Origin of the sequence: Shewanella sp. ISTPL2 (genome assembly GCF_013283205.1) — a bacterium.
GTDB classification, from domain to species: Bacteria; Pseudomonadota; Gammaproteobacteria; order Enterobacterales; family Shewanellaceae; genus Shewanella; species Shewanella oncorhynchi.
The window spans coordinates 1,453,557-1,474,309 of the sequence record NZ_JAAPAV010000001.1 but is presented as its reverse complement, the minus strand read 5'-3'; the positions used below and the strand labels follow the sequence as shown (position 1 = coordinate 1,474,309).

Here is a 20,753-nt window from a genome sequence, read left to right as displayed (position 1 = left end):
CTTCGAATTGAAATACAGACATAGGCGGTTCTATGCTCACTATAACAGCGATCAAAGCCTTTAATGACAATTATATCTGGGTGTTACAACAACAACCGCATACACAGGTTTATGTCGTCGATCCCGGCGATGCGAGTGTGGTTATTGACTATCTAGAGGTCAATCAACTCACGCTAGCGGGCATTTTACTGACCCACCACCACAATGACCATACGGGTGGCGTCGCTGAACTTCAAGCCTACAGTCAAGACCGACTCACAGTTTATGGCCCAGATAATGAGAAGATCGAAGGCATCACACATCCACTGCACGCAAAAGCCAAGCCCAGATTCACACTGGAGTATCTCAGCGCTGAGCTGCAAGTCTTAGATGTACCAGGCCACACAGCAGGACATATAGCCTACGTTGTTGAAGATGCCTTATTTTGCGGTGACACCCTGTTTAGCGGCGGCTGCGGACGCTTATTTGAAGGCACGCCAGCGCAAATGCTCAACTCACTACAGCAACTTGCCCAGCTTCCCGCCGACACTCGGGTTTATTGTGCCCATGAATACACACTTTCAAACCTCAAATTTGCCCTCGCGGTCAATCCCAACAATCGCGAGCTCCAAGACTATAACGAACGCGCGATGCAGTTACGTCGCCAAGACAAAGCGACTGTTCCCTCCACCATCGCTTTAGAGCGTGCCATCAATCCCTTTTTACGCCCTAGCGACACTGAAATTGTCGATAACATAAAACAGCATTTTAGCGGTCTAAATCACGCAAATTTAGACGAACTCAGCGGTTTTACCTTACTCAGACAGTGGAAAGATAATTTTTGATCACAAAAGCAATATTATAGATTGAAATTCAAACAGTTTTTCTCATTTTTGATGATGTAAGTCAAAAATGGCCTTACATTATGTACGATAATTAAGGGACAAGATCGAAAAGATCCCATAGAATGGCTCGTTTTGCGTGAAAACTTTGCGCGCTGTGTCGTCTTTATCTTCATATAAAACATACTGTTACTATAAAGAAAAGCGATGCACTAACAGAGGACTACCGTTTTCAATGAGAGTATCACTTTATGTTGTTGTAGGGGGATTTGCCCTACTCACAGGCTGTCAAACATTAGACAACCATGGCGTTAACCAAACAGAAGTTGAAGCCGTCACAACCGAAAATACAGTCCCAGAATATTACCTCGCAACCGAGGCTCCATCGGCGCAAATTACCGATGTGTGGGAGCGAATTCGTCAAGGCATGCAGTTACCGGTTCCAGATCAAAAATTGGTGAATCAATACCGTGATTGGTACATCAAAAATCCACAGCATCTGGCGATCATCTCGGAACGTGCTGCACCTTATATGTACATGATTGTAGAAGAACTTGAAAAGCGTCATCTTCCTATAGAGATAGCTTTGTTACCCATAATTGAAAGCGCCTTTGATCCTTCCGCATCATCGACTGGCGCGGCATCGGGTCTGTGGCAATTTACCACACCTATGGCCAGTCATTTCGGTTTAGAAATGAACTGGTGGTATGACGGTCGTCGTGATGTCCCCGCATCAACGACTGCGGCGCTCGATATGCTGGAATACCTCTACGATAAAACCAATAACAATTGGCTTTATGCTATTGCTGCCTATAACTCGGGTGAATCACGGGTGCTCAATGCAATCAAACGTAACGAGAAAAAAGGCTTAAAAACGGATTTTTGGTCATTGGATTTGCCCAGAGAGACAGAACGCTATGTGCCGCAACTGCTCGCACTGGCAGAAGTCATTAAACACGCTGATGAATATGGTATTTCTTTAGCGCCAATTGACAACAATCCGACAATTGAAGTGGTTGATATTGATAGCCAAATTGATTTAGCCATGGCGGCAGGTTTTGCCAATATGACCACGCTTGAGTTACAAAAACTCAACCCAGGTTATAACCGCTGGGCTACATCGCCACTTGGTCCGCACACCTTAGTGCTACCAATTGATAAATCGGAAGAATTTAAAAAAGCGCTCGCTGAAACAGAAACCGAAGATAGGATCAGCTGGTTACGTTACACGATCAAATCTGGCGATAGCATTGGCAAGATTGCTACGCAGCACCATACGACCGTTGCCGCTATTCGCGCCGCCAACGGCATGAAAAGCAACACGATCGTCGCAGGCAAGCATTTGATTATTCCTGTCGATGCGCAAGACAAGCAGCTTTATGCCCTGTCAACTAAGCAGCAATTGCCGAAAAAATCACATGCTGCAGTTGAATCAACAAAAATTGCTTATCAGGTTAAGTCAGGAGACACACTCTCAGAAATAGCCCAAGCCCATAAAGTGACGGTGAAACAACTCAGCACTTGGAACAAATTGGCTAAGAATAGCAAGCTACAAAACGGTCAGCAGTTAGTGATCTTAGCACCAAAGGAGCTTGAGCAAACCGCACAAATTCGTACTGTTAGTTACAAGGTAAAATCCGGTGATTCACTTGCCCGTATCGCCAATAAATTTAACGTAACTGTTGCCGAGCTACTCGAGTGGAATAGCCTAGCGCAATCACAGTATTTACAACCAGGCCAAGTGATCAAATTAGTGGTTGATGAAACTAAGTTGAGTGCGTAGGGACTAAACTGGCACATAGTTCGAACGGATTAGTGCTATAAATCCTAAGCAAAATTGAGCCATAGATAACAAAAAGGCAGCAACCTTATCGGATTGCTGCCTTTTTCTATTACGGGCTTTCTCTATTATGAGAGGCGACGTTATTCCATCGTCAGTAATAAGACAACGGGCGCCATAACAACGGCATCAGACTCTAACGCTTTAGCAGCAAAATGCGCTTCTAAGCGAGCACCATTTGCAGGTATTCCTGCAAATGCTTTGGGCGGAATACTAAATGAAGTCGTGATCACTTTCCCTGCCGCCAATTGGCTATCACGTAATGCTTGGGTAAACATCATATCATCCGACCAAGCCCACAGACGTTTGCCCTCTTGCGTTACCAACCACAAATCCGCCGTCATCCCAGAGTTATAACGTAGGCCGACAGCATAGGTTTGTGGATTTGTCACAGTCAATGTCGCCTTAACCGACTGCTTAAAATCGATAAAAGGTTCTAGAGTTAATTCGCCGCGAAGCAAGCCTTGTGCCTTTTCTGCCATCACAGGTTCAGCCTTTAATGTCGGAGTGCTTTTAAGCCCAGAAACATCGAGCGCCAGATCGGCAGCGCGAATAATTTCAGGCTGAACGGCCGCGGCTGTTGTAGTCTCACCCTTGGTTGACTGACTCGTGTCAGCGGCTTCGGGCGCCGAGCACCCAACAAGTTGCCCACCGACAAAAGCACTCGCGCAAACAAGTAATGCGTAACGCGTTGAAGCAACCATTAAAAACCGCCTAGTTTTTTCAATAAGGAGTCTTTTAATTTTTCCTTAGCTTTGTCGGTTTCTTCCTTAAGCTGATTATTCAGTAAGGCTTTAGTATCCAAAGCATATTCAGGTTTTTGGAAAGTGCCTGTAATCGCCAACGGAATGTCAACTCCAGCCAGCGCATCTTTGTCGCTACCACCCTGACCCTTCAATGAATTCACTAGGCTAGCGGTTAGTCTGTAGTCCAAGGCTTCAGTCAATAAATTCGCAGTGCCTTTACCATCCAAACGCAGTAAAGGCGAAGACAAGGCAAGATCTGGATTCGTGGCAACGCCATTATCCAACGAGAAACTGCCCGTCAGACTCGAGAAGTCAGTTTTGCGCTCCGCCTTCGTTTCTGGCGATAAGTCGCCCTTTAACTTAGCTTGTGCGCTGCGGATCATCTGTGGAATATTTACCCCGTACAGAGCACCGTCATTAATATCAAAATGACCATTCGCTAACAGGTTTTTCTTTAACTGCTCAGGGATCAAACTCTTACCTTTCCCCTTCACATCAAAGTTGGCTGTACCAGCCAATAAATCCACATCCGCCGCATCTTTCAGCAAAGGACGAATTTGTACGCCCGTCACTTTTTTATCAAATTGATAACTCGCCACTGCTTGACGAGCATCAACCTGAGCGCTCACCAGCAACTGACCTTGATATAAATCCGCATTCAATTTCGTCAGATCTAACACACCATTTTTAATGCCCACATCCATTAACCAATTTTGAGTCGACAGATTCGCGACCTTAATAGACTTAACAGTCAACTTGAGTTTTACATCAAGCTGCTTAAGGGCAGAGAGATCAGGCTCAACTGCCTGAGAGTTTGCTGCTGGCGCTTGTTCAGCGGTGGCGGTGGCCTCTGTTTTAGGTAACAGTGTATCTAAATCAATATCGCCGACTTGAAAATCAGCATTAATTTGTGGAATTTTCGTACCATAATTCACACCCACTTTACCCGCAGCGGTAATGCTCGCCGCGGTAAGCTGCGCAATATCGACGGACAATTGCTGTTTATCAAGGGCGATTTGAGTTACTAAGCTGACAGATGTTTCGAGTTTCTTGTTCGGAATACTCTCACCTTCCACCACAGTATCAATTTTCAGCCCATTGATAACGAGTTGTTTAAAGTCTCTACTGAGTTTTAGTTCACCTTTAGCTTCGCTACTTACCGTCATATCCGGCATAGTTGCACTGAATTCAAAGGCGATAGGCGCAAATTTATCTAAGGAGAACTCACCTAAGGTGAAGCTACTTAAGGTAAAGACTTGAGTCTGCTTATTAGCTTCGTCAATCATATTAATTTGGGTATTGGTGATAGAAATGCCACCAATATTAATGTCGTTAGGTTTGGCATTCGATGAGGATTCGGCGGCAGCTTGAGACGCTGTTTTTGGGCTATTATCGCCGCTCAACCCATCGAAACTGTTAGTGCCATTTTTACGGGTGACTAAATTGATCGTTGCGCCATCAAGACTCAATTCTGCAATTTCAATTTTCTGACTAAACAACGGCATGAGCGCCACTTCAGCAACGGCTTTTTTGACTTCTAACATAGCCTTAGGCGTAAAACCTTCAGGGTTAGATAAAGACACCCCCCCTAAATTAATACCTATGACAGGGAAAAATGTCCAAGATAAATCGTCAGTAATGACTAATTCACGACCCGTTTGTTTTTTTACGGCATCGACTATTTCAGGTTTAAAATCATTAGGGTCGAAAAAGACAGTGAGATAAACGGTGACTAAAAGAATGAGCGTCACCATTAAGGCTAAGAGCCACTTAATGAATTTCATATAAATATCCTTATCAAAAACAACTTGAATTTATAGCAACTAATGCATTTAGAAATGTTAATTTAAAAATGCAAAGTTCAACATTTCATCACTTACTGCAATACCATTTTCATCGGCATAGAGCATCATACCGGGCTTAACCGTCACGCCCCCCATATCGACAGCCACATTAATTTGGCCTTGACCTAACTTTTCGGTTTTTATCGGCATAGCCCCTAAGGCAAAGACACCTAAGCTGAAAGTATTTAATCTCGCCACATCGCGAACACAACCATTAATCACTATCCCTTGCCAACCATTATCTAAGGCGCTCTGCGCTATGAGGTCACCTAATAGTGCGCGGCGCAGAGAACCGCCGCCATCGACAACGAGCACTTTTCCATGCCCATCCTGTGCAAGTATCTCTTTTACCTTTGAATTATCCTCAAAGCACTTTACTGTGACTATCTCGCCCCAGAAGAGCCGTTTACCACCAAAGGGTTTAAATGCAAGGGGAAGTAACTGTAATTTAGACGGATAGTGGTCGAATAAATCTGGTAGTAGATCAAGCATTTGAATCTCCATGATAGTCTATAACTTTAGACTACTCATAATTGTAGACCCCGACAAGGTCAAAGCAAAAATCAGCGGAATTTTTTATTTCATTTTAACGTGCAAAGGCTTGGTGTATATTGGCATAAGCATTATAATCTGCGATAGTTAACGTCCTATGACACTCTTTAAAGTTTCATACATTTGTTCCCACACCTCTTTGTTATAAAGCGAAAACCAAATGACAACTGATCTTGATTTACAGAGCGCAATCGCAGCTCTTGATGAGTATGGATATGATAAGAAAGTCTCAACGGATCTTGAGCAAGCACGTAACAAGCAACAAATGGGTAAATATATTAAATCTCTCGACTATAGTTTACGTCGACTATTGATATTACAAGAAACCGTTAATGAGTTAGTTGAAGAAAAGAAACATCAATTAGCTCAGCAAGAGAATATTCAAACCTACAAAACAAAAATCATTAACTTGTCGAGAGAATTTAACATTTCTTACGATGAAGTATTAGCGCTGATGGCATCATCTAAATCTAAGAAGTAAGTTTATCGCCATTGTGCTCTATCACCACGCAGTTAAATTGTTTGATTAACATCTGCATATGCCATATAACGAAATATATACTTTTTCGGTTATATGGCAGAATTTTCGGCTTTTCATTATTCGCACAGTGTTAACGATTTCATTTCATAAGTAACAATGCCAACTTATGTTAAGCTCACACTATACCTGTCTAGCGATTTGGTATAAAAAAACAGAGCCTAAGCTCTGCTGATTTATATCAATATGCGAACTTATTTGCTCTGCATTAATTGGCGAATATATTTCACTGGTGCACTACCATAACTCAAGAATGTTTCGTGGAAGGTTTTAAGGTCAAAATCTTTACCTTGCGATTTTTTGTATTCTTCACGGAAATCATAGATTTCTCGATAACCGGAATAGTAACTCGTCAGTTGCACTTGACTAAGTGTCGCACGGCGCCACTTGCCTTCGGCTTCAGCTTGCTGTTGGAAGGCTTCATTCATCATCAGGGCAATAGCTTGATCTTCGGTCATGCCTTTCACATGAATGCTATAATCCAAAATCGTGTTACATATAACACGTAAATTCCACTTGTAGTACATCAACCACATTTCAGGCTCAAAATTTCCATAGCCTTCTTCTAACATCATACGCTCGGTATAAACCGCCCAACCTTCGACCATCGCGCCATTGCCAAATAAACTTTTCACTAAACTCGGAGATTGATTAGAATAAACGAGTTGAGTGTAGTGCCCTGGGATGGCTTCATGAATATTGAGGATTTGCAGGATCCAGTGATTATATTCACGTAAGTAACTCTCGGCAGACTCATCACTCATGCCATCGAGCGGCGTCACGTTATAATAAGTATTACCTGACTTCTCATAGGGTCCAGGCGCACTAATTGACGCTCCGGCATAACCACGCATATATTCGGGCGTTTCACGGACAACGAGTGGCTTTTTAGGATCTAATGTGACTAGTTTTTTCTTATTTACAAATTCAATCAGCTCTGGAATTTGCTTACGCACTTCATTCACGAATTCATCGCGCTGAACATGCTGAGTCGATAATTTATCGATTAATTGGCGAATGGCGAGCTTACTGTCAGCAGGCTTTGGCGTAGTAAAATATTTAGGCCATAACTTATCGGTAATTTTGGCCATTTCTCCTTGAACACGCTCTTTATCGGCTACGGCTTTTTGATATAGCTGTTTCGCCGTCATTCCCGCTTGGATATCAAAGGCAAATTTTTGCTCATATAACGCCTCGCCAATTCTAAAACTACGTGCTCCATCTTTTTTAAGTTGAACCACTAATTTGTCTAACCAAGCGATATGGCCGTTAATCGCGGCATTTGCTGCATCAAAACGCGTTTTAAATAACGCTTTTTCCGCATCAGTCAGACCAGAGTCGGCGACCTGTTTTAATAAGTCATCGGAAAAAACCGAAAATGCACCTTGATTCTGCAACACTGCTAACTCAGTGTGCTCCAATGTTGGTTTGCTAATGTTCGCCTGCGCAGCAGCATAATAAGCTGGCACATTTTCTAAACGCGCTAATACCGAACGTAATCTGTCATCTAATGGAGCGAAATTTTCATTGATGATTTGGGCAAAACCACCCGATACGTTGTAACTTGAAGGATCCCACTGCCAAGATTTAAAACTGTCAATTTCCCATGCCATGCTACCGAGTAAATTGTCGATCAGATGGTAATCAATCAGTTCATTCGGCGTTAGCGACTTTTGCTCGAACTGAGTCAATTGCGCTTGCTGAGCTTTCACAAACGCTAAGGTTTTTGCTCGACCTGCTGCATCGGGGATTTCAAGGTAACCATCGTTAACATGCTTGCCACTGTATAAGGCCCAAGTCGGTGATAATTCCCACAATGAATCAATAAAGGATGCTGAAAATTGCTCAAATGAGTGGGCTTTAACTTCAGGTGCGACTACGGGCGCGGTTTGACTCGTATGGGATTGACAACCAGCAAGGCTGGCCAGCGATAGCACTATCGCAAGGGAAATAGCGTTTTTTTTCATTATTATGGGTCCTTTGTTAAGATTTATCAGGCATACAAAAATTACCTCAGTTAATCATATTGCCCCAATAATTGCAGCTATGTTAGCCATGAATACATGCGCGGTTACAAAATTGTAAGTTCTCAATATTTTACCGCCTATCATTCGCCTATTCGACGTATAAGCCCCTCTTTACCAAACACACACACAAATAATGATAATCGCCTATTCTGTTTCACCTCCTGCTATAATATCGCCCTGCTCCACTGTTCATGCTTTAGCGTAACAGTTTGCTTATACATTATTGACCTGACCCTTTACCTGAGACATTCAATGCCATTTTCCAAACTTGGATTAAGCGATCCGATTTTAAGAGCCATCACTGAGCTCGGCTATTCACAACCTACTCCGATCCAAGAAAAAGCCATTCCGGTGGTCTTGAAAGGCAAAAACCTGCTTGCTGGCGCGCAAACAGGTACAGGTAAAACCGCCAGTTTTGTGTTGCCAATACTGCAAATGTTCGCCGAGATGCCGAAAATCCGTGCTAAACGCGTTCGTGCATTAATCTTAACGCCAACCCGCGAATTGGCCGTTCAGGTAGAAGACAATATTGCCAAGTACGCAAAATACCTGCCGCTGACGTCTATGGCCATGTATGGTGGCGTGGATGCCGCACCGCAGAAACAACGTCTTATTGAAGGCGTCGATATTCTAGTGGCAACACCCGGTAGATTACTCGATATGTACACCCAAAGAGCGATTCATTTCGATGAAATCTCGGTATTAGTCCTAGATGAAGCCGATAGAATGCTCGATATGGGATTTATCGAAGACATCAATAAGATCATCGAACGTCTGCCAACAGAACGCCAAAATCTGTTGTTTTCTGCAACCTTATCTAAGCAAGTGCGCTTTTTAGCGAAAACAGCGGTTGAAAACCCTGTCGAAATTGAAATTGCCCGCGACAGCGCAAATGCACCGCAAATCGACCAATGGTTGATCACTGTCGATAAAGATAAAAAGTCGGCCCTGTTAAGCAAACTCATCACTGAACAAGCGTGGGAACAGGCACTGATCTTTATCCAGACGAAACAAGGCGCCGCCAAACTGGTTAGCCAACTCGAAAAACGTGGCATTGCCGCCGAAGCCATTCACAGCGGTCGCAGCCAAGCGGTACGCGAGCAATTATTAGTGGATTTCAAATCTGGCAAACTACGCTTTTTAGTCGCGACTGGCGTTGCTTCCCGCGGTATCGATATCGACGCCCTCACCCGTGTGGTCAATTATGATTTGCCCGATGAAGCCGATGATTATATTCACCGTATTGGCCGAACCGGTCGTGCTGGCGCCTGCGGCGAAGCCATCTCCTTTGTTTCTAAAGATGATTTTAGGAATCTATGTGCTATCGAGCGCCGTCTAGGTCACCTCATAGTGCGTAAAGAAATTGAAGGCTTTGTGCCGAACAAAGAAGTGCCTGTGTCTATTCTCGATTTTGTGCCCAAAAATACTACGCCAAAAACCTTTAAAGCCCGGGCACCTGAGGCCAGATACTCGCGCCCCGCGAAAGAAGGCTCCTTTGAAACCGCCCATGCGAAAAAGCATCGCAGCGCGAAATCAAAGCCAGAGGTTAAAGCCAATGTAACACGGCCGCAATCTATTCAGACTGACAATGATAACGATACAACGGGTCGCAGCGCGCCCTTTAATCCGTGGAATAGCGGCCCTAAAACTAAGTAATGACTCAGTACAAGTCGTGACTTATTAGATATAAAAACTCATTAAGATAGAAGATATTAGCATGATTACATTTAGCACCAATCTAGGCGACATCACTATAGAACTCGATTTTGAACATGCGCCTGTCAGTTCAAAAAACTTTGTCCGCTATTGTGAAGAAGGCTTCTTTGAACACACGATTTTTCACCGAGTGATCAAAGGCTTTATGATCCAAGGCGGCGGGTTTACCGCAAAAATGAAGGAAAAACCGACCCACGAGCCTATCGTTAACGAAGCCAACAAAGGCCTAAGTAACACCATAGGCACAATCGCTATGGCTCGCACCGATGCGCCTCACTCGGCCACCGCGCAATTCTTCATCAACACAGCCAATAATGACTTTTTAGACCATACTGCCACCACCAATAACGGTTGGGGCTACGCGGTATTTGGTAAGGTTACGGCGGGAATGGACATTATCCAGCAGATTGAGAAAGTCAAAACCACCACGGTCGCTGGCCACGAAGACGTGCCCCGTGAACCTATCGTCATCGAGAAAGTAACGATTAATATCCAAAGTTAATTTTTAAAACAATAATACTTTTTCGTTAATATGATTAATCGCGCAGTTTTAATTGAGCGATTAATCATTTTCCCAAAGTTATTTAGTTAACTTTTCTGTACGATTCAACGCAATTTCATTTTATATAAACCTAAAAACACTAAATCCCCAATACAAAATCACTTAGTGTAAAATCAACTGATGGATTATTTAAGCGTTCCCATTATTGACTTAAGACTACTACATATAAAATTAACCTCACAATATAAACCTCTTTCAAACAATGTTATTCATCATAAAAGCTGAAAAACAGCAGCACATACCTGACATCAATATCTTAGACTAGCTGCACAAGTTGATAATATTAAAACAATACACCAACCATAATCCTTATGGTAAAAAGAGGCTTAACTTGCCATCTGATATAGATAAAGAAACCATATCTGTATCTATTATCATTTCTTGCTAATGCTTATTATCCCTATTTATTTTTAAGCCAGAATCATTATTACCTTAAGCAGCGAATCCTATTCAGATAAGCAGAGAAAGCTTGCTATAGTGATCAGAAAATGATGTTTCTATTGGATTCTAATAAGCTATATCGTAACTTCTGTGCCTTTGTTGATGAAACCAGAACTCTCATGACAAAACTTTTTGACTAGAGATAACGTCTAAGCATTTAGGGAATTTATTTTGAATAATAGAAAAGGTAGTCTGTTTATGGTTGCTGCGATGGCAGCATTTTCTATTGAAGACATGCTGATCAAATCCGCAGCAGAAACCACCTCTATCGGCCTCATTTTAGCGTTATTTGGCCTAGGTGGAATGTTGATTTTTATACTGTTAACCTGGCGAAAGGGTGAAACGGTCCTTCATCCTGCAGTCTTGTCTACCCCCATATTAGTACGTGCACTATGTGAAATCGTCGGCAGATTCTGTTTTGCTTTAGCCATCACATTAACACCACTCTCAAGTGCATCCGCTATTTTGCAAGCCACACCTTTAATCGCCATGCTTGGCGCGGCATTGTTGTTCGGTGAACAAGTGGGTCATAAGAGATGGCTTGCAGTATTGATTGGTTTTATGGGCGTGCTGATGATCATTCGTCCAGGACTTGATGGTTTTGAGGCCACATCTTTATTCGCCGTTATCGCTACCTTAGGTTTTGCAGGACGCGATTTAGCAACACGCGCAGCTTCTCCCGTGTTATCTAATATGCAGCTTGGAGTGTATGGTTTTTTTGTGTTGATTCCTACAGGCTTAGCGATACTGATTTACCAAAATGAAGCAATACAGTTTAGTGCTACCGCAGCAATACAGATAATTGGAGCAATCGTCTTTGGTGTAATGGCTTATAATGCGCTGACAATCGCTATGCGCACTGGAGATGTATCGGTAGTAAGCCCCTTTCGTTATACACGTTTACTCTTTGCCTTAGCTTTAGGAATATTTATATTTGGAGAATCCCCAGATTTGCTGACTATTCTTGGAAGCCTACTCATAGTATTAAGTGGCGGCTATACCTTAGTTCAAGCGCGTAAAAGAATGACAACGAATAACATACCTAATGCTGAAAAAACCTAAGGACTCGCAAAAAATAGCTAATCGAGTGTCAGAAATGCTTGGTTTCACCAAGGACACAGAAGGAGAATAAAACGGCAATTTTGCCCAGCTTTTGCCCCAAAGCAACAAAGGGAACCAGTAAGATACTGATTCCCTTTGCTTGAAGAGAGAGGGAGTCGAACTGTGGCTGTAACAAATTGAAAAATATAACTAATAAAGAAACACAATAGGGCTGCATTACTTTTTGCATTACTTCTGATTTTTGATAATTTCTTCAATTAGACCAATGACTTACCTTGGGAATCCTACTCCTCAATTTCAGTTCAAAATAACAGCATAAGTTATTGTATCCAATGACTTTTATTAAAAAATAAAAATATCAATAAAAATTTAGCTATTACTAGCACTAGTCGCCATATTCAACTGTTTTTCACACATCCGTGACTTATTTTGATGGCTCAATGCCGAGATCTAACATTGTTTAAGTAACGACTTTATCACTAACAGTAAGCGCGAGTTACCGCTTGCAGGGTCTGTAAGTTTTAGTGGACCACAACAAGTATACTCTTCCACAAATTACATATCAGCCAGTTTTTGGAAAGTTTTAGGATGGGTTCTTAATACTCGTTTTGTTTCTGACTTCACGATTTGACGCCCAAAGTCACCTGATAAATCAAGTTGCTTGGTCGCTTTGATCTTCGGCCTTGTAACCACTTGAACACCGTAAATTTCTAATTTTCTATTCATCACTCTATAGCTTCATGTGCTTCGACTTGCTAACAATGTACATACCCCATCAAGCTAAAAATGCGAATTGATAGGACGTCAATCAAACGCCCAAATCCGGCAGTATTTCCTTGCGCACAACTAAACAAAGACTTGTGTTTGGCGGCATCAACTTATGCTACCAGCCGTTAAGTCTCTTTTAACTAAAGCTGTTTTTGTACCGCCATATCGCAAGCCATATACCTAACCATCGTTCTCATTCGCTTTAGCTATCACCTCTTTTTGTTTTTGAATTGCCTCTTCGATAACTTTTTCGAAAAAATCAATTTTCTCCCTGGATGATGCGTTCCGCACAAAATCGGAGAAAGCGGTCGATTTGACCTTGCGACGCTTGGTAATCATTTATACCTCCCAAACCTGCAGCAAGCTGCAAAACAATACAATGTGAAAAAAATCAATTATTAAATAACTGTAATTAAATAATAATTTAAATAATTATTTCTTAAAACTATAAATTAATCATTAATATTCACAGCTATTATCTTTGTACAGCTACCTATAAGTGGTGTCAGCTTTGGTTAAACTTTGAATTATAAAGTGATAGATTGCGTTACTAAGCATAATTCTCAAGGCTTACACGGACCTCAACGCACATCATAAAGCCTCTCTGCCGTTATCCATAAATCCGATGGATTGCAATTTAGCGCTTGGGCCAGTTTCCACACTGAAGCGATAGATGCCTTAGCCACACCGCGTTCAACGCTTGATACAAACGAACGAGCAAGTTCGGCCTTATCAGCTAGCTCCTCTTGGTTAAACCCCACCTCAACACGACGCAACTTAACTGCTCGGCCGAACGCCATCCCCATTTTTGACACTTCATCATCATTCACTTGAGAACCCCAGGATATTGAATACTGGATAATTCTCACGGACACATGATAGACAAACCACGCTATAAACATTACATTTAGACCTGTATAATGGTCATTTGCCATTTTACATTCAGAATACACACCAAAAGGAAGTAAACATCCTCTTTCAGACCAAATAGTACGTTTAAACACGCTAATTAAAAGGAGTTACACATGTCAGTAGTTAAAACCATGTCAATCATAGGAATGGTGTTTTTCCCTTTATGCCTCATTCTTGCTTCTGCATTTGCAGAAATCGATCTAGAAGCTTCAGCTGGATGGGGGATATTTGCCGCCATTTATGGGATTGGTTATTCTATAACCGTTTTTGTTAAAACTAAAAATGCAGCTAATAGCGCAAATTAAACATTCAATTATGCCCCTTGTGTGGATAGGGGCCCTCAATCTACTGATTACCAATCAGCTAGTAGCACAGTGAAATACCGTCCCATAACGACGATTAGATCTATAAATGTGAATGCCCATCATCGTTGCGGTTTATCACAAAAATAAGGTGTATTTAATATGAGCAAATTGCTTATTGCTTTTGCATTGCTAGGAATGACTAGTGCTTGCAGTGATTCTAAACCGAATGTTGAAATTGAAGTCTACGACAGAGCGGGCTTGTATATGAAATCAATCGAAGTGAAGGTCAAGGCTATTGAAGATGATGTCATCGTTAACGACATCATTGTAAACAGAGGCAACTGTGAAAGTCTTTTCGAGAAAAAAGGCTTTCCCAAACAGCTTAAATTTGGTCAATCTATTTCTGTCTCTTATGGAGGCTCGTGTGATTTAACGCAAGTTGACGTAGTGACCAATAATGGGAACTGGACAGTTACCTACTGAGTTCGCCTTAATCTGATACAGGAGGTGCTAACCTCCTGTGCTACCTAACGAAATCCTTTGTACAAGCCATCTTAGAACCCTATCCTGAAAAACGCATAAAAACCTCAACAAAGAGGCTTATTGGGTAACGCCAACTAAAAATCGTTAGACTTGTGCTTTTAACTCTAGCCAGCCTTTGCACGTACTGCTCTGCGGAGGTGAGTTATCCTCGGAGACAATTCACTCTCGGCCGTCAAGGCCCCGTACAATATAGCCTTGTCGCCGAATATACCGACATCTTCAATAATGCCACTACAAACTCAACACTGAGATGTCACCATCACAAGCTAAGGAATTGCTTGTGATGGTGACGTGACCTTCTTCTAATTCTAATCCTCTTCCTCATCATAACCTTGGTATTCATCATGATTAGGATTTAACTGATTAGCATGGTTGTCTAGGCTATCCCAGTAAGCGTTATTATTCGGATTCATGCTGTCACTACGATCATCGTTTGGTGTTCTGCTCATGATGGTTTTCCTCGGAGTTTAAATTTAAGTGTTTGAACAATTGCTATGTGAGAGCCTAATGTTCGGGCGAAATAGCTCGGCCCTTTAACAGACAGCAGCAACATTTTCTAATGCCTTTGCTACTTGCTCTAATTCTTCAGGCGTTGCACATCGTGACCCAAATTTCGCCCTCTCTTTTGACAGTCGCTCAAACTCGTCTGGATTTTCAATCAAATGCTCTGCTAACTCTAATGGCGTCTGTTTGTCGGCATCACGATGCCAGGCCATTTTAGGTGCGCTCGCTATTAGCTGCCGCACAGCATGCAGGTTACCCATCCAGGTTGCGGTGTGAAGCGGAGTTCTCCCATCGACGGTGACCAAATCTAAACGACATGGCAGGCTTAATAGGTAGTTCACACAATCAACGCTGTGTGATTTAGCTGCTGAATGCAGAGCTGTCATACCTTTTATGTCTTGTAAATCTGGATTGGCACCCGCCTCAAGCATGATTTTGACTAATTCAGCATCACCGGCCTGAGCCGCCAACATTAATGGTGTTTGTCCCTTAATATCAACAATATTTAGTTGTTTGGGGTGCTCATTAGCAAGTTGAGCGATGAAGTTTCGCCACTTGTTAAGCAACAAGTTAAACCTGTCCACATCACCCTGTAACTCAAAAGGTGCCATTTGCTTTATAATTGGTAACCGTTCTATAAAGCTACTTCTCATTTTAACAAGTTGCATTAAGACAGAGTTACCATCCACTTCCGGTATGTTTGAATTGAGTAGCTGCCGGTTAGATTTAATCCACTGGGACAGCTCGCTTTCTGTACCCGCTTCAAGCAGTTTCACCAGATCTTTAAAAGCCTGATCAAATTGCTTGCTGTTACCTCTGACAATTGCCGGCACACCCGGATAAGGTTTATAGAGTGTTTCCCAAAAATAATCAGATACCCACCGCGCTGTATCTTCAATTGAAGGTATTTGATCACACTCACTCATCATTCCACCAGCAAGCATCTCACGATAGAACTTTTCATGGTTGTTATGAATTAGTTTTTGATTGGCGACCGATAAAGCAAAAGCATCTCTGGCAATCTCGCCACGCACCGGACCGTAGTTGCGATCATTTACAGCATCTAGAGCTTCCCTAAAGCATTTCGCTGCATCTTCAAATTGGTTGCAAGCCAGCAAATGCTTAGCTTTATACTGGAGAATAGGCGCTTTCCAGAGTTCACTGCCTTTGTTTTCCTCTACCTCGGCAAGAAGCAAAGCAACTTGTGCGGCAGTGTCTTTTGGTCTTTGCTTACGCTCACCATTCAAAAAACCACCCAATTCTAAAAGAATGGCTTGAACAGTTTCAGCAGGCGAAACAGCTAACTCACGCAAACGATTTACAGCAAGGCTTCTCGCATTGGTGGAAAGCCGGGGATGCGCAGCAACCTGACTTACCACCCAGTAACTTTGTTCATTCTGAAGCGCTCTCCAGAGAGAGGCTACTTGCATTCTGGATAGCAGTTGCTCAGCTCTTTCCATTTCAGAATAAAACGATTTAGCTCTTTCGATATTACGCTGAATAATTAACGCAGCTGACTCAGGACTGAAACCGATGTGATCTTCCAGCGCATCGTCAGGTGTAATGTTATAAAAACGCCGCGTCAGCAATTGTGCAAGTTGCTGGTTTGCCGTTGTGTGACATGACGGGAGAATTGATAGGAAAATACCGAACTTATCCCACTCTGGTAGCTGTTTTTCAAACCAACGATTTTCAGCAGCTTCACCTTGATCGCCACAATTACGCCAGGCTGAAATAGTGGTGTTATAAACAAATTTATAAATACCAAATAATTGCAGTACTTTGTTTTGCTGTTCATCAACGCACTGGCGATCAATATCAGGATACAGAAACTTCAATAAGCGCGAGTATCCATCCTGTACAGTACGCGCAAGTAGAAAGCGTTGGCGTATGGTTTTCATTGACGGCACAGCATATCGTTGCGCTATGCATATAACAAACCTGGCTTGCTCTTCCTCACTGGCACTGCCAGCTAAAATAGCGTCCAACAGCCCTGGTTGAGTCATCGGGATTTCCATACTCAGCAGCTCAGCTGAAAGGTTTTTACCTTTAACAAATGCTAATGCGGTATTGAACTGCTGGGCAGGTGTGTGACTATCGTAAAATTGAAATGCACCATCGAAACTGAGTTGTGCATCATCTGCAAAATACTTTTCGATAGAATCAGGGCTGATGGGTGTGGCAGCTCGCCAGTTATATAGGGATCGTCTCAGCCCCTCATACAGGCCATCAGTAGAATCACTGCGTTGATCAGAGAACACTTCTAGTGGCATTCCGAGCAAGTCAAGCAACCAGTCTACCACTTGTGCAACTGGCATATATAAAGTGGTATTTCCGTTATGTTCAATAATCTCAGGAAGATACCAGAATCGACCGCCCGGCATTCCCGCATCTAACGGCTTAGGCAAGTTCCAAAATGCAACTCGACGTGCCAGACCTGGCACGAGAAAATAGCCCAACATATCCCAGACAATTTGCCGCTGGTCTGCTGCAAAGGTCCATGTATTGAGCTCAATCTGCTTATAAGCATTAGCAAACTCCATTAGGTTATCCATTGCATCGAGTTGCATTTGCGGATCCATGTCAAAGGCGTCAAAGACAGCCTCTAACGTTTCTACGCCCATCACCCTGTGCATATCCAGGCTCAACTGGCCCTTGGCAAACTTATCTTTTTTGTTTGTTGGGTAACCTTGAATCCCCGCACTTTGGCGGATTTCAAGCAAAATAGACTCAATTAGTGGCAAACTGCTCATCGTTAGTTCCTTTAGCTGACCGACTGCTGATCATTCTGGCAATTCCATTCCTTGTTTTCACTGAAACCTGATGTATCCCCCCTATAAAGCAAATGAGCAACTGCATTATGTAATTGTTTTAGAATTGCTTTCAACTAATGTGGTTGAAGTGTTTGCTTGAACCACAATCCCAAATTCTTCCTTTTTACTAGACCTATCCAAATCGATATAAACCGCGTGTTCGATTACCTCTGGTTCTAAGAGTGGATTTTTAAAAATACTTAAACTAAAGGTATCCGCTGATATTTGAGAAATACATCTATATATATCTGCCAAGTCTATCAGGCAAAATCGAAACCAGAATTTGCAATTACTCGCCATATCAAGTTCAATGTCCGCTTCCCAAAAATCCAGTACCGAACTCATTATGAAACTCCTCAACACTTACGAAGACAAAGACGAAGCCGAAGTTGCCTTGACTAAGGTGCAAGGGCCAAAGCGGCTTGCCAGTGAACGGGATGATACCCAGGTCATTTACAATCTGTTTGGTGAACCAAGCTGGGGCAACTTTTATCGGTTAGGGATGTTTCAACTGCCTGAGCTGCAAGCTTTGGTTAATCAAAGGCAAAACGGCCAGGCTTATGATGAAAAAAAGCACCGGGAGATAATCACGATGCTTCAGTATATTGCCGGAAATTTTGAATTAATGATTCCAGAGCATTGGATGTAGTTTACGGTCAATCCTCAAATCAGGCCCGAAATATATCAACATTGGTTTCCAGACATTTTCTTAACGACAGATCATTGGTCCCAATAGTAAACCAGCTGTCTGGTTTCTGGAAAAAGTCCAAACCTCTTCCAATCTTTATAACCCATCCGTTATCAACTTTAATTTGCCTATCATGCAGATGTTCATTGATCTTAAGCTCAAGCTCAATATCTAACTCAAGTAAGCTCTGTTGAAGTTCACTCAATCGGTCGGACATTTCCTTCAAGTCAGTATCCCCATCGTAACTCGTAATTAATCGAATTTTCTTAATATTCGGCGACTTGATTACAGCCTCACAAAAACGTACAAAATTTTGAATCTGGTGCGTCACGCGAACGTAAGGGTCTTCAATTTCAATAGATTTGGCACCTTCAAGGTAGGATCCAATAATAGACTCGTAACTGTAACCTGTCGCTCCGTAGTGAATGGTATAATGCTGCTCTTGCAACATCGGTTCGACGATAACCGCACTTTCTGCTGGCACAGCCATCGGTTCCGAAGTCTTACGGGTAGTAACCACAGGCTTTGGTATTACCGCTTTGAGATCATCACTTTGAGTGTTCTCTGAACCATCAGGCGCATCATGAATATCTCGACGTACAGGGTCTTGTGTTGCTGGAGCAGACTTTGATTCAGGACAGAAAACAACGATTTCCTTACCATCTGAGTTGAAATAAGACAGATTAATCTTGGCAAATTCATCATCTGATTTGCGCTTATTCATCTGTTCTTTTACGCGTCGGCGAGCTTCTACTGCGTAGGACACATATTCTTCGAACTCGGCATCAGTCGGCGAACCACCGGGATGCAAAATTTTTAAGAAGGCCGCTACTGTCTTCTTTATGCCTTTTTCATCCCGCCCTTCAACAGATTTACCCAAGCGAATTCGTTTACTGACTTCTTCATATCGATTGGTTTGCTTAAGCTGATAGTGGAACGCTTCTGCAAGGTAATCAGTAATAAATCCATAATTATTAGTTAAAAATTCGCTACTATTTTTGGGCATTTCCCATCCAGGTAAGTAGCAGGCGAAACGGTCCATTACCGCAAGGTCGAATTCTTTTGGAAGAGGTTGGAACAAATCATAAACTTCGGAGTTCACAATCTGCGAAACCGATAAATCCAGGTTTCCGACAAAAGCCATAGAAGCATCGGCAATAACTTCTACACCGCGTGAAAATCGTCCGTTGGCCATAAAATCTTTCATGATTTGTATGGTGTCTTGATCTTTTACTTTAATGCCACCGACTTCATCGAAAGCGACCGTATCCCAAAAACCCACTAAACCAATTTTCTTACGTTGGTTATTATAAAAAAGAGTGGCCTTGGTTGCTTGGCCGCCACTGATCAAAGTCGAGTAAGGTGAAAATTCACTAAAGAAATACGATTTACCGGTACCACGTGGGCCAAGTTCAATAAAGTTAAAATTAGGCTCTACTAAGGGCAGCAGGCGCGCCAGAAAATGCATCTTCACGCGCGGTGTTAACCTGGCAGGCTCCAAACCCACCGAGCGCAAAATAAAGCTCATCCACTCATCGCGTGAACAGGCATGACGGCCTTCGCAATACTGTTCAAAGTTAAAGCGGCTTAATTGAATGGGACGCAAATCTTCAATGTAGAACGCATAATCGTCGTCTTCTATTTCGTTGTAGGCGATGGTAACTTCAGCCCACAGACCGCCTTGTAATAAGCGGTCATGATCGCGATAAAACTTTTCGCTAATGGCCACTTTGCGCGAATCAAAGTTTTCCAATGCGGCCCAGTGACGACGGTCTTTTTCAACATAATTAACATGCACCTTGTCGATAAAGCGATACTTACCTTTAGTCGCCACCTTGGATTGCGCTTTATTCGCCTCATTTGGGCGGACATAGTTATCTTGGAGTGTATCAAGTACAGCCTCCATTCCCGCTTGGATTTCCGCTTCATCGTCGCTGGCGCAATAGCGAGCGAGTAAGAATTCCAGCACAAAGGTAGGCACGTTAGTGCCTTTCTTGATGCGGTGGACAAGATCTTTTCTAACGACCTTGCCATCAAATAACATATTGAGTTTTTGGTCTATTATATCCAT

20 protein-coding genes are annotated in these 20,753 nt (G+C 42.6%); 9 read left to right on the top strand and 11 right to left on the bottom strand.

Going from position 1 to position 20,753, the window contains the following annotated elements; all coding sequences use genetic code 11:
- The first annotated feature begins 32 nt into the window (after positions 1–32).
- A complete protein-coding gene (gloB, locus tag HUB64_RS06615) occupies positions 33–824 on the top strand; it encodes a hydroxyacylglutathione hydrolase (RefSeq protein ID WP_168827799.1) in 792 nt (263 codons plus the stop codon).
- Between the two features lie 232 nt (positions 825–1,056).
- On the top strand, positions 1,057–2,604 hold the full coding sequence (locus HUB64_RS06610; RefSeq protein WP_168827800.1) for a LysM peptidoglycan-binding domain-containing protein: 1,548 nt from the start codon (positions 1,057–1,059) through the stop codon (positions 2,602–2,604).
- A 140-nt stretch (positions 2,605–2,744) separates the two neighbouring features.
- Here the strand turns inward: HUB64_RS06610 and HUB64_RS06605 are convergent, their stop codons facing one another.
- From HUB64_RS06605 to HUB64_RS06595, 3 genes are read right to left on the bottom strand one after another with little or no spacing between them, the layout of a single operon-like run.
- On the bottom strand, positions 2,745–3,365 hold the full coding sequence (locus HUB64_RS06605) for a BsuPI-related putative proteinase inhibitor (RefSeq protein WP_173245159.1): 621 nt from the start codon (positions 3,363–3,365) through the stop codon (positions 2,745–2,747).
- Positions 3,365–5,191 (bottom strand): AsmA family protein, encoded by a 1,827-nt coding sequence (locus tag HUB64_RS06600; protein WP_173496647.1) that lies wholly within the window; start codon positions 5,189–5,191, stop codon positions 3,365–3,367. Before HUB64_RS06600 ends, HUB64_RS06605 begins: the two co-directional genes overlap by 1 nt.
- Before the next feature lie 57 nt (positions 5,192–5,248).
- Complete coding sequence (locus HUB64_RS06595; protein ID WP_028760092.1) at positions 5,249–5,743, bottom strand: putative 4-hydroxy-4-methyl-2-oxoglutarate aldolase; 495 nt, start codon at positions 5,741–5,743, stop codon at positions 5,249–5,251.
- Positions 5,744–5,963: 220 nt separating this feature from the next.
- Between HUB64_RS06595 and HUB64_RS06590 the strand changes: the two genes are divergently transcribed.
- Complete coding sequence (locus HUB64_RS06590) at positions 5,964–6,284, top strand: hypothetical protein (RefSeq protein ID WP_028760093.1); 321 nt, start codon at positions 5,964–5,966, stop codon at positions 6,282–6,284.
- 251 nt (positions 6,285–6,535) lie between these two features.
- Here the strand turns inward: HUB64_RS06590 and HUB64_RS06585 are convergent, their stop codons facing one another.
- The gene (locus tag HUB64_RS06585) at positions 6,536–8,308 is read right to left on the bottom strand and encodes a DUF885 domain-containing protein (protein ID WP_173245165.1); all 1,773 of its coding nucleotides are present in this window, start codon (positions 8,306–8,308) and stop codon (positions 6,536–6,538) included.
- A 312-nt stretch (positions 8,309–8,620) separates the two neighbouring features.
- On the opposite strand from HUB64_RS06585, the gene HUB64_RS06580 reads away from it, so the two are divergent.
- From HUB64_RS06580 to HUB64_RS06570, 3 genes are all read left to right on the top strand, one after another.
- Positions 8,621–10,024, top strand: coding sequence for a DEAD/DEAH box helicase (locus HUB64_RS06580; protein ID WP_173245168.1), 1,404 nt, complete (start codon positions 8,621–8,623; stop codon positions 10,022–10,024).
- A 61-nt stretch (positions 10,025–10,085) separates the two neighbouring features.
- Complete coding sequence (locus tag HUB64_RS06575; protein ID WP_105252328.1) at positions 10,086–10,586, top strand: peptidylprolyl isomerase; 501 nt, start codon at positions 10,086–10,088, stop codon at positions 10,584–10,586.
- 672 nt (positions 10,587–11,258) lie between these two features.
- Complete coding sequence (locus HUB64_RS06570) at positions 11,259–12,149, top strand: DMT family transporter (protein WP_254451399.1); 891 nt, start codon at positions 11,259–11,261, stop codon at positions 12,147–12,149.
- Positions 12,150–12,704: 555 nt separating this feature from the next.
- Here HUB64_RS06570 and HUB64_RS06565 read toward each other — a convergent pair.
- The 3 genes from HUB64_RS06565 to HUB64_RS06555 form a co-directional block, all read right to left on the bottom strand.
- Positions 12,705–12,875: an acetyltransferase gene (locus HUB64_RS06565; RefSeq protein WP_173497893.1), complete on the bottom strand. Its 171-nt coding sequence runs from the start codon at positions 12,873–12,875 to the stop codon at positions 12,705–12,707.
- A gap of 222 nt (positions 12,876–13,097) precedes the next feature.
- On the bottom strand, positions 13,098–13,256 hold the full coding sequence (locus HUB64_RS06560) for a hypothetical protein (protein WP_173496646.1): 159 nt from the start codon (positions 13,254–13,256) through the stop codon (positions 13,098–13,100).
- Positions 13,257–13,498: 242 nt separating this feature from the next.
- Complete coding sequence (locus HUB64_RS06555; RefSeq protein ID WP_173496645.1) at positions 13,499–13,819, bottom strand: helix-turn-helix domain-containing protein; 321 nt, start codon at positions 13,817–13,819, stop codon at positions 13,499–13,501.
- Between the two features lie 123 nt (positions 13,820–13,942).
- Here HUB64_RS06555 and HUB64_RS06550 point away from each other — a divergent pair, with 123 nt between their 5' ends.
- Entirely contained in the window at positions 13,943–14,134 is a 192-nt protein-coding gene (locus tag HUB64_RS06550) for a hypothetical protein (protein ID WP_173496644.1), read from the top strand.
- A 159-nt stretch (positions 14,135–14,293) separates the two neighbouring features.
- Positions 14,294–14,617 (top strand): hypothetical protein, encoded by a 324-nt coding sequence (locus tag HUB64_RS06545; protein WP_173496643.1) that lies wholly within the window; start codon positions 14,294–14,296, stop codon positions 14,615–14,617.
- 368 nt (positions 14,618–14,985) lie between these two features.
- Here HUB64_RS06545 and HUB64_RS06540 read toward each other — a convergent pair whose 3' ends face one another.
- From HUB64_RS06540 to HUB64_RS06530, 3 genes are all read right to left on the bottom strand, one after another.
- Entirely contained in the window at positions 14,986–15,126 is a 141-nt protein-coding gene (locus HUB64_RS06540) for a hypothetical protein (RefSeq protein WP_173496642.1), read from the bottom strand.
- An 84-nt stretch (positions 15,127–15,210) separates the two neighbouring features.
- Positions 15,211–17,934, bottom strand: coding sequence for an ankyrin repeat domain-containing protein (locus HUB64_RS06535; RefSeq protein WP_173496641.1), 2,724 nt, complete (start codon positions 17,932–17,934; stop codon positions 15,211–15,213).
- Positions 17,935–18,039: 105 nt separating this feature from the next.
- A complete protein-coding gene (locus tag HUB64_RS06530; RefSeq protein WP_173496640.1) occupies positions 18,040–18,339 on the bottom strand; it encodes a hypothetical protein in 300 nt (99 codons plus the stop codon).
- Position 18,340: 1 nt separating this feature from the next.
- Between HUB64_RS06530 and HUB64_RS06525 the strand changes: the two genes are divergently transcribed.
- A complete protein-coding gene (locus HUB64_RS06525; protein WP_173496639.1) occupies positions 18,341–18,643 on the top strand; it encodes a hypothetical protein in 303 nt (100 codons plus the stop codon).
- Positions 18,644–18,662: 19 nt separating this feature from the next.
- On the opposite strand, the gene brxL is transcribed toward HUB64_RS06525, so the two are convergent.
- Positions 18,663–20,753 (bottom strand): BREX system Lon protease-like protein BrxL, encoded by a 2,091-nt coding sequence (brxL, locus tag HUB64_RS06520; protein ID WP_173496638.1) that lies wholly within the window; start codon positions 20,751–20,753, stop codon positions 18,663–18,665.